Below are 14,692 nucleotides of genomic sequence, written 5' to 3'. Positions count from 1 at the left end.
CGTGCACCAAATCGAAATTTTAAGGTCACAAAATTGAACTTTTCGCTTTGATACTCAACATGAGAAGGAGAATGTGAATGTCGAAAATCGCAACCCTTTATCGCATGGTAACACCTGAGCATATCTGCCCCTTTGGTTTAAAAACTAAATATTTACTGCGCAAACAAGGCTACGTGGTCGTAGATAAACAATTAACTTCACGTGCAGAAGCGGATGCATTTAAACGACAGGAGGGCGTAGATACCACACCACAAACTTTTATTGAAAATGAGCGCATAGGTGGCTATCAAGACGTTAGAAAATATTTTGGGTTGAAAGTTATCGACACACAAGAAAAAACCTACAAACCGGTAATCGCCATTTTTGCCACATGTTTTCTGCTCGCCACTGCTATTTCGTGGCGCATGTTCGACAATTTTAACGTCATGACCACCCTTGAATTTTTTGTCGCATTAAGTATGACGGTATTGGCAATCCAAAAACTGCGTGACTTGTATTCATTCTCAAACCAATTCATCACGTACGATTTATTAGGAATGCGTTATATACCCTACGCCTACATCTACCCGTTTGCAGAAGCCTATGCAGGTATCGGGATGTTAAGCGGGTTGGCCGCATGGGCGGTATCACCTATTGCGCTTTTTATTGGCACTGTTGGCGCGGCGTCTGTTGTCAAAGCCGTATACATCGACAAGCGAGAATTAAAATGCGCTTGTGTCGGAGGCAACAGTCAAGTCCCACTGGGTTTTGTATCATTAACAGAAAATATATTTATGATTTTAGCGGCAGTGTGGATGTGGGTTAAATAAAAGCTTGATTCTATTATTAACGTAAATGGAGAAAATTATGAAAATGTATCTAAAATTTATTGTGATGATTTTAACGTCTACCGCATTCATGTATGGAGCTACTTATTTAAACAGTTACTCGACAGATCATATATTTTGGAGCGAAACTCGATTTTATATGTCCTTGGTGATGGGCTCTATTATGGCGGTCGTGATGTTATTATTTATGCTCCACATGTATAAAAATAAATTGTTGAATATGTGTGTGATTGCTGGCAGTGTCCTGGTGTTTTCGAGCTCACTGTATTTGGTGAGAAGTCAGGTTACGGTTGGCGATGTTTCCTACATGAAAGCTATGATCCCCCATCATTCCATCGCCATTTTGACCAGCGAGCGATCAAAGATCACTGACCCTCGTGTTCGAAAATTAGCGGACGAAATTATCGCAGCGCAAAAACGTGAGATTGGTGAAATGAAAAATCTGATACAGGATTTGGAATCTCGTTAGCACTAGAAGCCAATATATACTTAAAATCAGCAACAACATCGCCATGGACGGCCAAAAGTATTTGCCTGACGGTGTTGGGCGTTGCTGATTCGCTGTCTGGAATCGAATTAAAAAGGGTTGGTTAAATCGGCACCACAAGCAACATATAACGAGGCAGAAAACATGGAACATCCTCATACTCATTCGTCGGATCGGCCAGCGTCAAATGAACTTAAAGACCCCGTCTGCGGAATGATGGTTACTGAGCACTCCACTCATCAGCACAAACATGAGGGAACCACTTATTATTTTTGCAGTGAAGGTTGCAAAATAAAGTTTAAAAGCGCACCAGTGCAATATCTATCAAAAACGTCAATGCCAAGCGGCACAAAGCATGCCCACTCAAACAATAACGCTAAACAAGACACCGCCCACGAAACAACAGCTGGTGCAGTTTATACCTGTCCTATGCATCCGGAAATTCGTCAGGACCAACCGGGTGTTTGCCCAAAATGTGGTATGGCTTTAGAGCCTTTGTTACCGGATCTTGATGAGGATGACAATCCAGAACTACGCGATTTCACTCGTCGTTTTTGGTGGGCTCTCCCGTTCACGGTGATTGTTTTTGTGTTGGCAATGTTTGGTCATCAACTGAATTTGTTTAATGCTAGTACGCAATCATGGATTGAATTCATCTTGACGCTGCCAGTTGTACTTTGGGCAGGTGCACCATTTTTTGTGCGTGGATGGCAGTCCGTCATTCATCGTAGCCCCAATATGTGGACTTTAATCAGTTTAGGTACGGGCTCAGCCTTTATCTACAGTGTTATCGCCACGGTAATGCCGAACCTGTTTCCTAATTCTTTTATCTCGATGGGGCGAGTGTCAGTTTATTTTGAGGCGGCAGTGGTGATAATTTCCCTGACATTGCTTGGGCAGCTCCTGGAGTTAAAGGCGCGTTCCCAAACCTCCGCAGCGATTAAGTCTTTACTTGGTCTTGCCCCAAAAACAGCACGCCGTATTCGTGAGGATGGCAGTGAAGAAGATGTGCCCCTAACTCATGTCCACGTAGGGGACAAACTGCGTGTTCGTCCCGGTGAAAAAGTACCTGTCGATGGGGTGGTGGTAGAAGGTAGCAGTTCAGTGGACGAGTCCATGCTTACAGGTGAACCCGTCCCAGTAACCAAACGCAAAGGCGACAAAGTTATAGGCGCTACACTCAACAGTAATGGTGCTCTCACCATTCAGTCCGAACGAGTCGGATCGTCCACAATGTTGGCGCAGATCGTTCAAATGGTGGCGAATGCGCAGCGGTCCAAAGCACCCTTACAGCGCATGGCCGATTCTGTTGCCGGTTATTTTGTCGTAGCTGTTGTCGCGATATCTGTTTTGACCTTTTTTGCCTGGGGTCTGTTCGGACCTGAGCCACGTTGGATATTTGGGTTAATAAACGCCGTGGCAGTACTTATTATCGCTTGCCCTTGTGCGCTCGGGTTAGCAACTCCGATGTCTATCATGGTGGCCACTGGGCGTGGCGCTACCCAGGGTGTGCTGTTTCGGGACGCGGGCGCGATTGAAAACTTCAGGAAAATAGACACGCTGATTATAGATAAAACCGGTACCCTCACCGAAGGGCGGCCCACATTTGAATGCGTGGTGCCTGCACATGGGTTTCACAAAGAAGAGGTTTTACGTCTTGCTGCAAGTCTAGATCAAGGCAGTGAACATCCACTTGCAGATGCAATCGTTAACGCCGCACGCGAACAAAATCTGTTATTGGATAGCGTTGAACAATTTGAATCAAGTTCAGGTATTGGCGTATATGGAATTGTTGCAGGGCGCAAATTAGCGCTAGGAAACACAGCGCTGATGGAGCAACTGGGTATAGCTGTCACATTGTTAGTGACTGAGGCCGAGGCATTGCGCGGCAAGGGAGCGAGTGTTATGTACTTGGCAATAGATGGAAAGCTTGCCGGTTTACTGGCTGTGTCTGACCCCATAAAACCAAGCACCTCTGGCGCATTAGCTACGCTGAAAGAAGCGGGTTTACGCATCATTATGGCAACGGGGGATGGCATAACGACGGCCAAAGCTGTGGCGGCGCAATTGGGAATTGATGAAGTCCATGGTGAAGTAAAGCCCGAAGACAAGTTACGCTTGGTTGAGCAACTTCAAGGTGAGGGCAAAGTGGTCGCAATGGCTGGTGATGGTATCAACGATGCTCCCGCACTGGCTAAAGCTGATGTAGGTATTGCCATGGGAACGGGAACCGATGTGGCGATGAACAGTGCGCAAGTTACCTTGGTAAAAGGTGATTTGCGTGGGATCGCGGAGGCGCGCTTTTTGTCAGAGGCGACAGTAGGCAACATGAAACAGAACCTGATGTTTGCATTTTTGTATAACGGGCTGGGTATTCCTATTGCCGCAGGGGTGTTATATCCCTGGACGGGCTGGTTGCTCTCCCCAATGATCGCTGCAATAGCGATGAGTCTTAGCTCTGCATCCGTGATTGGGAATGCTTTGCGGTTGAGGCGAAAGTAAATTCCTGCCCAAAACCGCTAATCACGGCGTAGGCTTCGTTTGTTTCTGGTTTCACTGTCGTTGAATTTATTTGGTGTAGGCCGAACGGTTTGGTTTAACGTATTTAATGGATGATTCGATGCTACCGATAATGGAGATGCTATCGGCACTATTGCGGTGTGTGTCCGCCAAAATTTGTTGATCCCGCCAAAAGCTTTCACCAATTGACCACTTAGGAGTGTGGTTATAAGAATTAATGAGTAGAGGTAAATTTTATATCTTTCCGTCCTAGATTTATGCATAGCAATTTCATGGGCTGACCGTGCCTTATAATATTCAAGTTGTAGTTCGGTAAGCGGTTTGCGGCTCATGGCGGGTTAACCTCTGTTCACTGGTAGTGGAACTATTTGCCCAGCATATAACGTTGAAAATAGCCTCCCAGCGAGAGTTTCCAAAACATTGGAGCACCGGTTAATTGAAATTATTTCATCACGACATCCCCACTGAATGGCTCAACTGTGGCCTCTTTGGATGCAGGCATTTAATCAACTTGAACGGAAGAAGTATTTTTGCGCGCGCAAAAATTTCCACTGATCACGACGATGACCCGTCAAGATCAAAAGGAAAACATGATCGGTAGATGTTTGATTTGGTAGGTACTGGGCAACATGAAATTGGAAAGTGTTATTTTTCTATCAACGGTATTGAGTTAAGCTGACCCTATGCGTCGTTACCCATTGCTATTTATTTTATTGCTCAGCTTCATGATGCCCCTGCAAGTGGCGGCAGAAATTCTGCTGTCCGCTACGCAGTGCCCTGAAGAAACGACAATGCAGATGGATGAATCTGGTGCGGGCGAAACTATGCCATGCTGCCCCGAAGAGGATGACACTGACAAAGTAAATCAATGTAAAACAGCTCAATCCTGTCACCTCTGTAAAACACCAGTACAGGTTTTTATTTATAGCCCTGCGCCTTTTTCGTCTTTATTAATCTCTTCACTTCACCTTAAAACTCCCTCGGTAACTCTTACTGTTTTTAATCCGGCCAGTATCTGGCGACCGCCTAATATTTCCTGAGTAAACCACGATTCAACTCCGCCTCTGGTAAATGTACCGGTCATTAGGCGGGACGTTTTTCGCAGTTTTTCCAGGAATTAATGACATGAACAATATATCTGCGCGCGCGCTCATTATTACGGCGCTGTGCACCTTGGCACTTGGCGTTGCTATAGGTGTTGGTTGGCCACATTTGTCTAAACCTTCCGTTACAAGTCCATCACCTAAAGATGGCGCTGACGAAATGGAACAGGAGCCCAAGGTACTCTATTGGTATGACCCTATGGTGCCTGATCAGCATTTTGATAAACCGGGACCATCACCATTTATGGATATGGAACTGGTACCCAAGTACGCCACGCAAGCATCGCAAGAACCGGGCCTCATGATAAATGCCGATCTCGTTCAAAACCTCGGCATGCGAACAGCAAAAGTCCAGCGTATGGCGGCACAGTCAGAGTTGGAAGTTACCGGAAGGCTACAATTTAACGAGCGCGACCAAGCAGTTGTCCAACTGCGCGCGAATGGCTTTGCAGAAAAAGTCTGGCCTTTGGCCGTGGGTGATCGCGTTATCGCAGGTCAGCCGATAGCTGAATTCCAAATACCCGAATGGCTTGATGTACAAAACGAATTGCTGTCACAGCCAGTGACGGATAACCCCCGTTTGCTGAAAACCTTGCGCACCCGTTTACAGCTACTCGGCATGCCAAATGATCTGATTGCGCAGGTGGAGAAAACCCGGCAACCGGAAACACAGGTAACCATCACTGCCCCCATTAGCGGGGTTGTGACAATGCTGGGGATCAAAGCCGGTATGGCGTTGGCCAACGGTGACACCTTGGTGCGCATAAACGGCCTCGATAGCGTGTGGCTTGACGCAGCCATCCCCGAAGCGCAAGCCTCGCAATTAGTGCCAGGCGATAAAGCCACTTTCCACTCCGCCAATCCTGATGATCCCTTTCTCTCCGGCACACTGAAATACCTCTTACCCACGGTGGATAATAATTCCCGTACCTTGACTGCGCGAGTGGAACTCGACAATCCAGATGGACGCCTCAAACCCGGTACCAGTGGGCGTATACATCTGCATAGTAATTCGAACAAAACAGGTTTGTTTGTCCCCACCGAAGCCATTATTCGCACCGGCAAACGGGCGTTAGTGATGGTGGTGGAATCCGGCGGTAAATTCCGCCCAGTAGAGGTAATCGCCAGCCAGGAAATCGGCAATCACACACGCATTCAAAAAGGTTTAAAGGAGGGACAGGAGGTAGTGACCAGCGGCCAATTTTTGCTGGATTCCGAGGCGTCTCTTTCGGGCATTCCCGTAGTGAAGTTACCTTCCGACACTATGGAGATGCACCATGATTAGCCGTGTTATTCATTGGTCTGTTAGCCATCGGATGTTGGTATTGATGGCATCGCTGTTACTCGCTGTGTGGGGCACTTGGGCAATAAAGACAACGCCGATAGATGCGCTGCCTGACTTATCCGATGTGCAAGTGATTATCCGCACTAGCTTCGCCGGGCAAGTACCACAGACGGTTGAGGATCAGGTCACCTATCCGATAGCCAGTAAAATGTTGTCCGTACCGGGTGCGAAAACCGTGCGCGGTTATTCGATGTTTGGCGATAGTTTTGTCTACGTCTTGTTTGAAGATGGAACTGATATGTACTGGGCGCGTTCCCGTGTCTTGGAATATTTGAGCCAAATTCAAACCCAGTTACCTGCACTGGCACAACCTGCACTTGGGCCAGATGCGACTGGCGTTGGTTGGATTTTTCAATATGCGCTGATCGATAAAACCGGCAAGCACGATCTGTCTCAATTGCGAGCGCTACAGGATTGGTTTTTACGGTTTGAATTAGCACCACTACCCAACGTGGCCGAAGTGGCTGCGATTGGAGGCATGGTCAAGCAATATCAAGTGGTACTCGATCCAATCCGCTTGACCTCTTTCAATTTATCCCACGAGGATGTGATTAACGCGCTCCAGCAAGCCAATCAGGAAACCGGCGGAGGCGTACTGACTGTGGGAGAAGCGGAGTTGATGATTCGCGCAAGCGGTTATTTGAAAACACTGGAGGATTTCAAACGCATCCCGCTGAAGCTGGTGGAAGGCGTTCCGATCACACTGGCGCAGGTTGCGAGCATTCAATTGGGGCCAGAATTGCGCCGGGGGATTGCTGAGCTGAATGGTGAAGGTGAAGTCACCGGTGGCATCGTGATCATGCGCTCTGGCGGTAACGCGCGCGCCACTATCACGGCTATTAAGGAAAAACTGAAGCAGTTAAACAGCAGTTTGCCCGCTGGCGTTGAGATAGTGACTACCTACGACCGCAGCCAGCTGATTGATCGTGCAGTGACTAATTTAACCAGCAAACTTATCGAAGAGTTTTTGGCGGTTGCATTGGTATGCGGTCTGTTTCTCTGGCATTGGCGCTCATCTATGGTGGCCATAGTTTCCTTGCCGCTTGGGGTACTGATTGCATTTGCCCTGATGCGCCAGCAAGGAATCAATGCCAACATTATGTCACTGGGCGGGATAGCTATTGCTATCGGCGCCATGGTGGATGCAGCCATTGTCATGATCGAAAACGCGCATAAGCATTTGGAGCGCTGGCAACAGCAGCACCCCAATCAAACACTCAGCGGCGAGCCACGCTGGCAGGTCATTACTCAAGCAGCTACAGAAGTCGGACCTGCGCTATTTTTCTCGCTGCTGATTATCACGCTCTCGTTCATTCCCGTGTTTACCTTGGAGGCGCAAGAAGGCCGATTATTCGGCCCGCTCGCATTTACCAAGACCTACGCCATGGCGGCTGCTGCGGGGCTTTCAGTTACGCTTATTCCCGTACTAATGGGTTATTGGATTCGCGGCAAGATTCCCAATGAGCACAAAAATCCACTCAATCGCTGGCTGATTGCCCTTTATCGCCCAGCGCTGGCAGGAGTGTTACAGCATCCTAAAACGGCGCTTGGTTTTGCCTTGGCAATATTGCTGACCACTGCCTGGCCACTCAGCCAATTGGGCGGTGAATTTCTACCTCCTCTTGATGAAGGCGATGTTTTATACATGCCCAGTGCCTTACCAGGCTTAACGGTTCAACAGGCCAGTCAATTACTGCAACAAACCGATCGGTTGATCAAAACGGTGCCGGAAGTGGCGCAGGTATTTGGTAAAGCTGGCCGCAGCAACAGCGCGACCGATCCGGCTCCCGTGGAAATGTTTGAAACCACCATTCAGTTCAAGCCGCGTGACCAATGGCGCGACGGAATGACACCGGAAAAACTCATTGCCGAGCTGGATGCGCGGGTAAAAATACCGGGGCTCTCCAATATCTGGATACCGCCCATTCGCAATCGGTTAGACATGCTGGCCACCGGAATCAAAAGTCCTATAGGCGTAAAAATCGCAGGAAATTCGCTCGCCGATATCGACCAGGTTGCGCAGCAAATTGAACAAGTTGCAAAAACCGTGGATGGTGTTTCATCAGCAGTCGCTGAACGCATTACTGGTGGGCGCTTTCTCGATATCGATTTCAATCGCGAAGCATTGGCGCGTTACGGATTAAGTATGACCCAGGCACAATCTGTCGTGAGCGGATTGATTGGCGGTGAAAATCTGGGTGAGGTGATCGAAGGTCGCGCACGCTTCCCCATCAACCTGCGTTATCCGCGCGATTGGCGCGACAGTATCGGCAAGCTTCACAATTTGCCACTCATCACACCGCTCGGTAGTCAGATTACTTTAGGAACTATTGCCACTATTTCAGTAAGCGAAGGCCCCAGCATGCTGAAGAGCGAAAATGCCCGACCAATGAGCATTGTCTACATTGATGTGCGTGATCGTGATCTTGCATCCACGGTTAAAGACTTACAACAGACCATTGCTGATCAGGTGAGATTAATACCAGGAACCAGTGTTAGCTATGCAGGCCAATTTGAATTTATGGAGCGCGCCAATGCACGTATGCAATGGATAGTACCCGCGACACTTGCAATTGTTTTGGTGTTGCTCTTTTTAACCTTTTCGCGCTGGGACGAAGCGCTGCTAATTATGGGCACACTACCATTTGCACTGACCGGTGGCGTTTGGTTGCTGTACCTGATGGACTATCACTTATCTGTCGCAACGGCGGTAGGTTTCATCGCACTGGCTGGCGTGTCCGCCGAATTCGGGGTGATTATGTTGCTCTACCTGAAACAGGCATGGCAGGAACGGATTGAAGCTGGAACCACAACACATCAGGATTTATTCGACGCTATTCAGGAAGGTGCCGTTTTACGCATTCGCCCAAAAATGATGACCGTAACCGTGATTGTTGCGGGACTGATGCCGATATTTTTAGGTAGCGGCACAGGTTCGGAAATCATGAGCCGAATTGCAGCCCCTATGGTGGGAGGAATGATAACGGCACCGCTATTGTCATTGTTCGTGTTACCAGTAGCTTTTAAGTTATTGCGCAAACGGAATTGTGGATAATATTTTGACTGTTTGATCGATTCAGATTGGTGATGGGTAGGCAGGGAAGCTTAATGACATATGTGCGTCATTGACGTGGTTTACCAATCACCATGGATACGGTCTATGTGTCCTAGTGCACTGTTTAATGCGTTGTTCAGCGGTATTGCTCTGTTGATGTAAAAACAACTTCTTCCAAACCACTAAATAGGAGCAAGGGAATGAACCATATGACGACGGATTCAATGTGCATTGATAAGTGTTCGAACTGCCATAAAATCTGCTTACAAACTGCCATGACCCACTGTTTGAATATGGGCGGAAAACATCTGGAGCCGGAGCATTTCCGCTCAATAGAGGACAGCGCCAAAATCTGCGAAAACTCGGTTTGCTTCCAATTGAGTGGTTCGAAATACAGCGCTGATATTTGCAAATTGTGCGCAGAAACATGCACCGCCTGCGCTGATAGCTGTGAAGAAGTTGGTAGAATTGAAGAATGTGTTTCTGCATGCCGAACTTGGGCTGCAAGTTGCGCGGCAAGGGCCTCACAATGTGTAAAATCGTAGCTTCAACTATCCTCTTACCAAAATACGTAGAAGATACCGGGTAAAATAAACCAATCTAATTGTATTTTTTTCAAATGACTGTCGTCATAAATATTCTATTTTGAGTTTTTCTCAAATCGTTTGCTCTGAAGCTGGAGGTGATCTCGCGAAAGTACATTTTTTAGTGAGATATTTTTCGCCTCCATGCTTGCGGGTAACAGCTTATTGCACGCAAAAATACAGCTCCATTGTTGCGAGACATCTCAATCCGGCATAGAACCTGCTAATCCCTTTGCTCAGTAAAGAATTATCTTTCTGTGAATCAAAAGAGGAATTACCTATGTCTCATTTACAACACTCTACTTGTATCGATGCATGCTACGACTGTGCAGCAGCCTGTGATCATTGCTCAACAGCGTGTTTACTTGAGCCAGATCCGACGATGATGGCGGATTGCATTCGTGCTGATCTGGATTGCGCTGAAGCCTGTCGCTTTGCCGCTGCTGTAATGGCACGTGGTAGCGATTTCACCGCACAGATCTGTCGTCTTTGCGCAGATATTTGCGAAGCCTGTGCCGAGATCTGCGCAAAACATGATCACGATCATTGTCAACGGTGCGCTGAAGCGTGTCGCGCTTGTGCAGAACAATGCCGGAAAATGGCTGCGTAAACAGCTTTCGCCCCGCGTCTGGGGCGACTCTCTCCTCGCGCAGTATTAACCCGGCAACTGTACTAGCACGCGAAACTATTTGGTCAACCATTACAGATTAAATTTTGTTCTACAGCGAACTCCTAAACGCCGTTCTGAATTGTAACTTTTGCGAAGGCAAAGGTCGTCTCTTGATCACCAGCAATTTGCAGCAATGGCAACTCAGTGCGAGTCGCAATAATTTGGAGACCCTCACATCCTAAAGTCAATCGTCATAGAATTTATATAGGTGGCACGATGAGCGAAGACAAGATGCATTTGAAAACAGGCGGACAACGCAAAATGCTGTGGATTGTCCTTGCGTTAAATGTTGCCCTTGCGACATCGTTTGCCGCGACGGGGCTATTTGCTGATTCGAGCGCGCTGATTGCAAATGCTCTCGACAACGCATCCGATAGTCTTGTTTATGTCATTAGTCTGCTCGCACTCACTCGTCCGCCGCATTGGAAAGGTGTAGCAGCCAAGGTATCAGGATGGTTGTTGATTGCTTTCGCGATTGGCGTGTTGGTCGATACCGGACGCCGCTTTTTAATGGAGTCAGAACCATTGGGTGTGACAATGATTGTCATGGCCATCGCCGCCGCCGCTGTGAATGCTCTGTGCGTGTGGTTACTTCGAGGCATCCAAAGCGCTGATGTCAATATTCGGGCAGCACGTACGTTCAGTACGAACGACTTTATTGCCAATGCTGGTATTCTGGTGGGTGGGGCGTTAGTTCTTTGGACAGGACAAGCTTGGCCGGATTTGGTAGTTGGTATTGCCGTAGCCGCCATAGCGATCAAAGGAGGCATGGGCATCCTGCATGACGCCAGTGGAGGAAATAATAAACTCGCCGTCTCCAACAACAATTAAAAAACAATTGAGCGATCTTCATCCAGAACAAGTTAAGGGGGGGATCAAGTATTGTTGGGTTATGAGCATAATATCGAGAGCTATAGCGTTTTATAAACTGACTCCTGAAGGGTCTCTTTACCGAAAAACTTAGATAACTCAATAGCATATTGGATTGAACAAATGGCTTCCGGACACTAAATCAAAATAATTTAAACCATATTTTTCATTGAGTCACCCTCCCATGCTGCTATCTTGACCGCTTACAAATCTTGCCAGAGGAATGCGCATTCCTCACCACATTTGGGTCAGGTTATGTTCTTACCATCAACGAGTTCGGCGGTGGCTATAACGGCCAGATTACGGTATCCTCAATAAGCTTCACTATCAGGTACCCATCCACAGATGAGAATTCGTTCCATTAATAAAATATTTGTGCTTATGACACTGCTACTTTGGCTGATGACCAGCTGGGTCGGTGTGCATGGGCACTTTTGTTTTGATGGACAGGAACCGCCAATTTCTCTTCATATGGATGTTATGGATGGACATCAAACCCACCATACACCGGATGAATTGCATCAGGATATTGATGTAGAAGTATCCAAATCGGTTCTGGCAAAGATCCTGAAATTTGATCCATCATTACCGATACTGCTGGCGGCGATTTTTGTATTGCTGGCAGTAAAGTCCACACCGTTATTATTCTCTTATCAAAATGTTCATCATCCCCGTCGTCGTACCGGGATTCGCCCCCCACTGCGCGCCCCTCCTGTAACTTCCTTCTGATTGTTATTAACAGCCCTGTAATAACGGGCGTTTTTGCATTTTCCGAGTCACGCTCAGGGTTCCTGTAGTGGCGTCGGAAACTGCCAATTAGGCTGGAGTTTTCTATGCAACTTTTCCATCGGGCAATGGCTATTTCGGCTATTGCTGTGTCCTGTAGCGCGTTTTCAGTAGCGGCTGCGGAGTCAACATTATCGCTAAGCGAGGCCGTTCGCGCCACGTTACAGCACAACCCTCAGCTCGTAGGCTATAGCTTCAAAGCCAATGCCCTCGCAGGGGAAAAACAAACAGCCGCACTTAGACCTGAGCTGCGGGTTAACACCGATCTTGAAAATGTGGCTGGCTCCGGCGCCTTTAGCGGGACTAAAGCCAGTGAGTTAACCATTTCCTTGTCTTCTGCCATTGAGCTGGGCGGGCAACGTGATGCCAGGATCGATCTGGTCACTGCTCGCCAGCAACAATTAGCGTCATCCCAGCGTGTGATTACATTGGATGTGGTGACTGCTGTTACACAGCAATTCATACGCCTGTTGGTTGCGCAGGAAGAACTCACGCTTCAGGAGGAGTCCCATCAGTTACTTCAACAGACCCTGACTTCACTTACCCGGCAGGTACAAGCGGGTGGCACTGCCGAAAGTGAGCTTTTGCGCGGCAACGCCGCACTAACCCGCGCCACGCTGGCGTTGCGACAAGCTAGTCAGCGAGTCAGGACGGAAGGAATCAAGCTAAGTGCATTTTGGGCTGATACCTCTCCAGACTTTACCGCCGTAAAAGCAGATCTCTACGGTGTTCCGTCACCCACATCCTTGCCTGTTCTGCTGGAAAAACTATCAAATAATCCTGATCTGGCATTTCTCTCAGCTGAGATCGATGTCCGCTCGGCAGAAGTGCGCCGAGCACAAAGCGAGCGTCGCCCAGCGCTGGAATGGAGTGCGGGAGTTCGCCGCCTTCAGGAAAGCGATGACTCTGCTGTGGTGGTTGGACTGAGTATGCCCTTGGGTAGCAGTGGGAGAGCTCGTGGCGCAATCGCCACTGCTACCGCCAACCAACAACAAGCGGAATGGGACAAAGACGCAACACGAATCCAACTGGAAGCCCAACTGATCGCCGCTTACGAAACTCATCAGTTAGCCGTTGATGAAGTGACGGTGTTGCGCGACCAGATCCTTCCGTCTTTGAAGAAAGCTATGCGCAGCACCGCAAATGCATTTGACCGGGGGCGCTACAGCTATCTGGAATTAAACCTTGCACAAAGCCAATTGCTGGAAGCCCAGCAAGCGCTTGTGGAAGCCGCTGCCCGCATGCAAGAAACCCGAATTGAGCTGGAGCGAATGATTGGCTCCTCCCTGAACGAACAGAATGTTGAGGTTAACCCATGAAAACAACGAATAAACGCCTAACGAAACCTGCATCCAAAAATCCGTTGAAATCCGCTCCGGGAGTGGTTTTTATTTTTGCATTATTACTGGTGTTTTTTGTTGCCGATATTTACATGGCCAGTGCAGCAGCGGAGAGCGATGATCACCAACATAAGGAAGATGAACACACTGAGGAGCCCAGCTTATCTGGACACGACCATGCGGACGGTGAGAAGCATGAAGACGAAGATAAGCACGGGGACAAAAAGAAACACGAAGATGAAGATGAGCATGGCCATGAGGAAAGTGGTGGACATGGTCACGAGGATGAGGAGGGAACCAGTCAAATCGAAGACACCATGGCACAAACTGTGGGTATTGTGACGGAACGCTCCGGTGAACAAACACTTCATCAAACAATCGTCACTTATGGACGATTAACCACAGCCCCTGAGAAAACCAGTCATGTGCGAGCACGATTTTCAGGCGTTATATCCTCGGTCCAGGTAACCATTGGAGAGACAGTTGCAGCCGGTGATCTTCTCGCTGAGGTCGAATCAAACGAGAGCTTGCGAAAATACGCTATCCGCGCGCCCATTGCCGGGATGATTGTGCAACGTCATGCCAATCCTGGCGAAGTCACAGGAGAGGAGACATTGTTCTCTATTTCGAGCTTCGACAGTTTGTGGGCCGAGTTGCGTATTTTCCCTTCCCATCGTTCCTCTGTCACAACCGGGCAAGAGGTTTTCTTGGGAATTAGCGGGCAAAAGGTTAAAACTAAGATTGAACACCTTCTCCCAGCAGATAACGAGCAGCCGTATCTTATTGCACGCGCAAAACTAAACAACGATACGTCAATGTTCTCTCCAGGTTCTATGACGGAAGGACGTATTGTTATCGATGAATTCAGCGTGGGTGTAGCCGTAAAAATAGACGCGCTTCAGATCCTAGGGGGGCGTACCGGGGTTTTTGTCAAACACGATAATAAATACGAATTTATCCCTCTAGTGGTGGGGCGAAAAGATGACAGCTATGCCGAGGTGATATCTGGCCTGAAACCAGGCATCGAGTACGTAACCCGAAATAGCTATCTCATTAAAGCTGATATCGAAAAATCTGAAGCCGAGCACGAACACTAAGGGGTGTA

12 protein-coding genes are annotated in these 14,692 nt (G+C 48.2%); all 12 read left to right on the top strand.

Annotation, left to right across the window (positions count from 1 at the left end; translation table 11 throughout):
• Positions 1-77 precede the first annotated feature (77 nt).
• Complete coding sequence (locus AC2CG4_RS08700) at positions 78-809, top strand: MauE/DoxX family redox-associated membrane protein (protein WP_484485883.1); 732 nt, start codon at positions 78-80, stop codon at positions 807-809.
• 37 nt (positions 810-846) lie between these two features.
• Positions 847-1,296, top strand: coding sequence for a DUF305 domain-containing protein (locus tag AC2CG4_RS08695; RefSeq protein ID WP_484485882.1), 450 nt, complete (start codon positions 847-849; stop codon positions 1,294-1,296).
• A gap of 117 nt (positions 1,297-1,413) precedes the next feature.
• Positions 1,414-3,816: a heavy metal translocating P-type ATPase gene (locus tag AC2CG4_RS08690; RefSeq protein ID WP_484485881.1), complete on the top strand. Its 2,403-nt coding sequence runs from the start codon at positions 1,414-1,416 to the stop codon at positions 3,814-3,816.
• Positions 3,817-4,517: 701 nt separating this feature from the next.
• Entirely contained in the window at positions 4,518-4,874 is a 357-nt protein-coding gene (locus AC2CG4_RS08685; RefSeq protein WP_484485880.1) for a hypothetical protein, read from the top strand.
• 85 nt (positions 4,875-4,959) lie between these two features.
• Positions 4,960-6,222, top strand: coding sequence for an efflux RND transporter periplasmic adaptor subunit (locus AC2CG4_RS08680; RefSeq protein WP_484485879.1), 1,263 nt, complete (start codon positions 4,960-4,962; stop codon positions 6,220-6,222).
• Entirely contained in the window at positions 6,215-9,337 is a 3,123-nt protein-coding gene (locus AC2CG4_RS08675) for an efflux RND transporter permease subunit (protein ID WP_484485878.1), read from the top strand. The genes AC2CG4_RS08680 and AC2CG4_RS08675 overlap by 8 nt, the downstream gene beginning before the upstream one ends.
• Before the next feature lie 200 nt (positions 9,338-9,537).
• Positions 9,538-9,882 (top strand): four-helix bundle copper-binding protein, encoded by a 345-nt coding sequence (locus AC2CG4_RS08670; protein WP_484485877.1) that lies wholly within the window; start codon positions 9,538-9,540, stop codon positions 9,880-9,882.
• Between the two features lie 319 nt (positions 9,883-10,201).
• Positions 10,202-10,531: a four-helix bundle copper-binding protein gene (locus AC2CG4_RS08665; protein ID WP_484485876.1), complete on the top strand. Its 330-nt coding sequence runs from the start codon at positions 10,202-10,204 to the stop codon at positions 10,529-10,531.
• Between the two features lie 276 nt (positions 10,532-10,807).
• On the top strand, positions 10,808-11,422 hold the full coding sequence (locus AC2CG4_RS08660; RefSeq protein WP_484485875.1) for a cation efflux transmembrane domain-containing protein: 615 nt from the start codon (positions 10,808-10,810) through the stop codon (positions 11,420-11,422).
• 384 nt (positions 11,423-11,806) lie between these two features.
• Positions 11,807-12,190 (top strand): hypothetical protein, encoded by a 384-nt coding sequence (locus AC2CG4_RS08655; RefSeq protein WP_484485874.1) that lies wholly within the window; start codon positions 11,807-11,809, stop codon positions 12,188-12,190.
• A 104-nt stretch (positions 12,191-12,294) separates the two neighbouring features.
• Positions 12,295-13,566, top strand: coding sequence for a TolC family protein (locus tag AC2CG4_RS08650; protein ID WP_484485873.1), 1,272 nt, complete (start codon positions 12,295-12,297; stop codon positions 13,564-13,566).
• Positions 13,563-14,684 carry an efflux RND transporter periplasmic adaptor subunit gene (locus AC2CG4_RS08645; protein ID WP_484485872.1) on the top strand — a complete coding sequence of 374 codons (1,122 nt, stop codon included), beginning with the start codon at positions 13,563-13,565 and terminating at the stop codon, positions 14,682-14,684. The genes AC2CG4_RS08650 and AC2CG4_RS08645 overlap by 4 nt, the downstream gene beginning before the upstream one ends.
• Positions 14,685-14,692: the final 8 nt, after the last annotated feature.

The organism is Cellvibrio sp. ATLC23 (assembly GCF_057196725.1).
Note: the sequence above shows the minus strand (reverse complement) of the source record. Positions and strands in the feature narration are given on the sequence as shown.